Source organism: Clostridium sp., from assembly GCF_032552055.1.
Lineage (GTDB): Bacteria > Bacillota > Clostridia > Clostridiales > Clostridiaceae > Clostridium.
In genome coordinates this window covers 1-4,534 of the sequence record NZ_JAWGSV010000256.1, presented here as the reverse complement: position 1 = coordinate 4,534, position 4,534 = coordinate 1, and the positions used below count along the sequence as shown (strand labels likewise).

Genomic DNA, 4,534 nt, shown 5'->3' with positions numbered 1-4,534 from the left:
CTTCATTCTTACCTATACTTTTATTTATATATAATATTATTAACCTTATCTAATATTTCATTTTTTAAAGTATTAGACTTACTTAAAATATCCTCAAGAGTTTCTTCTACTTTTTTATAATCATATTCATTTTTAATAAAATTTAAGTTAACTTTAACATTAATTGCAGCACTTTCTATAGCTGAATGTAATAGAGAAGCTGCTACTCCTGCATCTGAAACTAAATTTCTATTTCCAAATTCAACTGCAAAGTCAATGTTACTATAAAAATCTATACATGCTTTTGCTAATTTTAATGGCGTTTCCATTGCTTTTATTGTGCAATTTTTTATATTTTCTTTTCTTAAAGCTATTTCTTCTTCATTGCTCTTAGGGAGCTTGTAACAATCCATTAAAGCTAAAAAGTCTTTTCTATCCTCTTCCATAAACTCTTGTGATGCAACAATGAATTTTACTGTTTCTTCCTTTAATTTAAGCATCTTATCTTGCTTATCTTCACTTAAATTTTCAAAAGCTTTCTTACCAACAGTTAAAGAATAAACCATAGAATTTAAAGCCCCTGATAAAGCCGCAACTAAAGCTGCAGTACTTCCACCTCCAGGAGAAGGTGCATCAGATGATAACTCCTTTAAAAAAGACTCAATATTATAATCTTTAAATAGCATAATTATTCCCCCTTTCTTAATATCGTACTATATACATTTATAACTTCATTTATTATTTTATCTTTAGAAAATCTATCTACACATTCTTTTCTTATTTTCTCTTTATCATAGGAACTAATATTATCTGATAAATATACCATAGCATCTCCTAAAGCCTTCATATCATTTTTATTAACTAATAAGCCATTATTATCATCAATAATATCTTCTGCCCCACCATTATAAGTTCCTATTACAGGTTTTCCTGAAGCTAAAGCCTCTATATATACAACTCCAAAAGTTTCATGTAATGATGCAAGGACGAAAGCATTACATATACTCATATATTTTGCCACTTCTTTTCTTGAAATTGCTCCTAAAAACTCAACTTGATTAGAAATCCCAAGACTATTAGATAAGTTTATAAGCCCTTCTTTTTGACTTCCTTCGCCTCCAATAATAAGCTTATAATTTTTATCCTTAAACTTTTCACTAAAGGCTTTAATTAATATATCCATTCCTTTCTCCCCTTCTAAAAAAGCTAGAGAAAAGAAAGTAAATTTTTCATTAGTATTTTCACTTATATAAAAATTATCAACAGGAATAAGATTATGTATTACTTCTATATCTTCTCTTCCTGAAAATCTTGTAATTTCTTCTTTCAATCCATTTCCAACTGCTATAAGTTTATCACATTCGATGTAAGATTTTTTTACTAAAGGCTTATAACTCTCTTTAATGTAAACAGCTTTTTCTATGGAGGAATGTTCTGTAATAACTAGTGGAATATTATATTTTTTTGAAATATAATTAGCACTAATTCCCGCCCAAAAGGAAGAATGACAATGAATTATATCAACCTTGCCTTCTTTTTTTACTATTTCTAAATAAAGTTTTTCTAACCTCTTATTAAAGCTATCAAACATTTTAGGATTCTTAGGCTTATAATTAAAATCCTTATACCTATATGTCCTTAATCCATCTTCAATATCAAAAGATAGACCTCTCTTTTCTTTAACCTTAAACATAAGAGTTAATGGCCATATTTCATTATATGCTACTGTCACTTTGACACCAGCATCTTGAAGAGCCATAGCTTGCTCTTTAAAGAAACTTCCATGAACTAAATTTCTTTTATTATGGTACCAGGAAGGTATAAACATTACATGCATATTATTCCCTCCTTAATATAGAATCTAATTTCTTAGATATATTTTCCCATTCATATTCTTTAACTAAATAAGATTTTTGTCCATTTTCTATTAAACTCGCTAAATCTTTTATAGAATTAGTAATATCACTCTCTCTATTTGAAGATATCTTACACTTATCAATATCTTTTATTACATCAATAATAGGGTCTTCTTCATCACCTAAAATCACTAAAATATAGCCATAACATCCAAAGTAATCATATATTTTAGCAGGTATTTGCTTAGAACTTTTATTACCAAAAAGTAATAAAACATCTGCATTTACCATATATCCCAAAGCTTCCTTATAAGGTATTCTATTAGATACTCTCACATTTTTTATACTCATTAAGTCTTTCTTAATTTCATCATTATCGATATTCCCAAAAAATAAAATATTTAATTTGTTAAATAATTCCTCATTTTCTTCTTTTATTTTATTTAATGATGAAATAAATGGTCTTATATCTCTTAATTTAGAAAAAATTTCACCTGCATAAACTAAATTAATTTTACTCTTATCAATTAATTTAGGTGTCTCTTCCTTTAATATTTCATCATAAACATTACTATCGTAACCTCTAGTTATAATAAAAGTATCCTCTTCTTTTAAGTTATAAGTTTTAATATAATCATTTCTATTAGCTTTAGTTACAAATATATGTTTATCAGCCAAATCCACAATTTTCTCTTCATATCTTCCTTCAAAGTTTCTTCTAATATAACTAGACCCTTCCCTAGTAGAGTCCTTAAGCCATGGATCACTCCAATAAGCTATCCATCTTAAATCTTTATAATCTTTTTTAATATTATATGCGCATATATGACTTGAAGGAGGCTCATGCATCGAGAACATTACATCAAAGTTCTCTTTATCCATAAGTTCTTTCCCATATTTACTTGCTTTATAAGACCAATATAAATACATATCTGGAATAGCTAGTATCTTTTTAGCTTTCTTAAGTAAAGGCTTTATTTTGCTAGTTTTATTCTTTTCTATAATCTTAACTGCTTCATTACTTTTCTTTGGCATTAATAATTCAAAGAATCTACCTCCAGAAATAATATGAAGCTTTATATTTTTATCTAACATACTAAAGATATATTCATCATAATAAATTGAATTTGGAGGAAAATTAACTGTTAATAAATGAATTTCATTTCCATCAATTTTTGCTAAATTATTTAAATATTGAAGAGTCTCAATAGATGCCGAATTATTAATAAGCGGCGAATAACAGGCTATAAATAGAATCTTCATTTTATTTCTTTCCTCCTTTAATTCTTTTTATTTTTAACTACTAATAGTAAAAATTTAGGTATGCTTCCTAGTCTCTTTATTCTAAATGGTTCCTTTAAAACTCTATAAAGCCATTCAAGGCCTATATTTATCATCCATTTAGGGGCTCTTTTTACTTTCTCAGCTATAACATCAAAGCTTCCACCTACCCCCATAAATATTGTACAAGGTAATTCATCCATATACTTAACTATAAATCTTTCTTGCCTTGGACATCCCATTGCAACAAAAACTGCATATGGCTTTTTATTTCTAATATCATCTAATATTTCTTTAGGATTATCTAAATCAAAATATCCATTTTTATACCCTGCAATATTAATATTAGGATAAGTTACTAAAAGATTTGCAACACAAGACTTTAAATTTTCATCTGTAGTTCCTATAAGATAAATAGACTTGTTTTCTTTTGTTGCCTTACTTATTATATTTTTCATAAGTTCTATTCCTGCTATTTTTTCTTTAACAGGAGTTTTTAAATATTTAGCTGCAATTTGAATCCCAACACCATCAGGGATAATAAAAGCTTCTTTAGAAGTAAAATTATCAAATAACTCTTTATTATGTAATCCTGTATATAAAACTTCAGGATTTCCAGATACTATATGGACCTTTTCATACTTTTTAATATGTTCTATAGCATCAGATAACCCTTCCTTAAATACCTTATACCCTAATATATTTATAAATCTATTATCACTCATATTTTCTCCTAAACATTCACTGTAAACTATATTAATAATACCATATTTAGTTATGTTACTAAAGTCTTTTAATACAATGATCTTCCCATTAAATTAACTAGCATTATTTATTTAAAATATTCTCAAGTTCCCTTACTATTTCATCTTCTGGGTTCAACTTTTTAGCAATATCTAAGTGCAACTTTGCGTCTTCTGTTTTTCCAAGGTTCATATAGCACATTACTATATTAGTACACACTTCAACTTCTCTATTTGCCTCAAATGCTTTTTTAAAGTATTTTAAAGCAGATTCAAAGTCATTTATACATGCATAATTTATTCCAAGTTCAACTACCACTTCATAAATACCGCTTTCTCTTGAAACACTTTCATTTAAATAATAAATTGCTTTTTCATAATTTTCTAATTTTCTATAAGCAACTCCTAAATAATAATAAATTAATGGATTTAAATCGAAATCCTCTACTAATTCTAATAATATTTTTATAGTTTTAGTTGGATCTTCATTAATACTTTCAACCGCAACTTCATAATTTGAAATATTATTAATATCTTTAATTAAAATATTAATTTCATCATCGACTTTTCCACCTAGATTTAAATATTCATTTATAGCTACCTTTGCACTCTTAAAATCTCCATCATCTTTTAAAATTAAAGCTTTATATAAGTGTGCTTCTGGGACTTTTAATA

Annotated in this window: 5 protein-coding genes; all 5 read right to left on the bottom strand. The window is 26.8% G+C overall.

The window, feature by feature from the left end; all coding sequences use genetic code 11:
- Positions 1–20 precede the first annotated feature (20 nt).
- Complete coding sequence (locus E6248_RS13605) at positions 21–665, bottom strand: cyclodeaminase/cyclohydrolase family protein (protein WP_316341331.1); 645 nt, start codon at positions 663–665, stop codon at positions 21–23.
- A 2-nt stretch (positions 666–667) separates the two neighbouring features.
- A complete protein-coding gene (locus tag E6248_RS13600) occupies positions 668–1,816 on the bottom strand; it encodes a glycosyltransferase (protein ID WP_316341330.1) in 1,149 nt (382 codons plus the stop codon).
- 1 nt (position 1,817) lies between these two features.
- A complete protein-coding gene (locus E6248_RS13595; protein ID WP_316341329.1) occupies positions 1,818–3,098 on the bottom strand; it encodes a glycosyl transferase group 1 in 1,281 nt (426 codons plus the stop codon).
- Between the two features lie 17 nt (positions 3,099–3,115).
- The gene (locus E6248_RS13590; protein ID WP_316341328.1) at positions 3,116–3,841 is read right to left on the bottom strand and encodes a WecB/TagA/CpsF family glycosyltransferase; all 726 of its coding nucleotides are present in this window, start codon (positions 3,839–3,841) and stop codon (positions 3,116–3,118) included.
- Positions 3,842–3,944: 103 nt separating this feature from the next.
- Positions 3,945–4,534: tetratricopeptide repeat protein (locus E6248_RS13585; RefSeq protein ID WP_316341327.1), on the bottom strand; the 590-nt coding region annotated here is incomplete at its 5' end.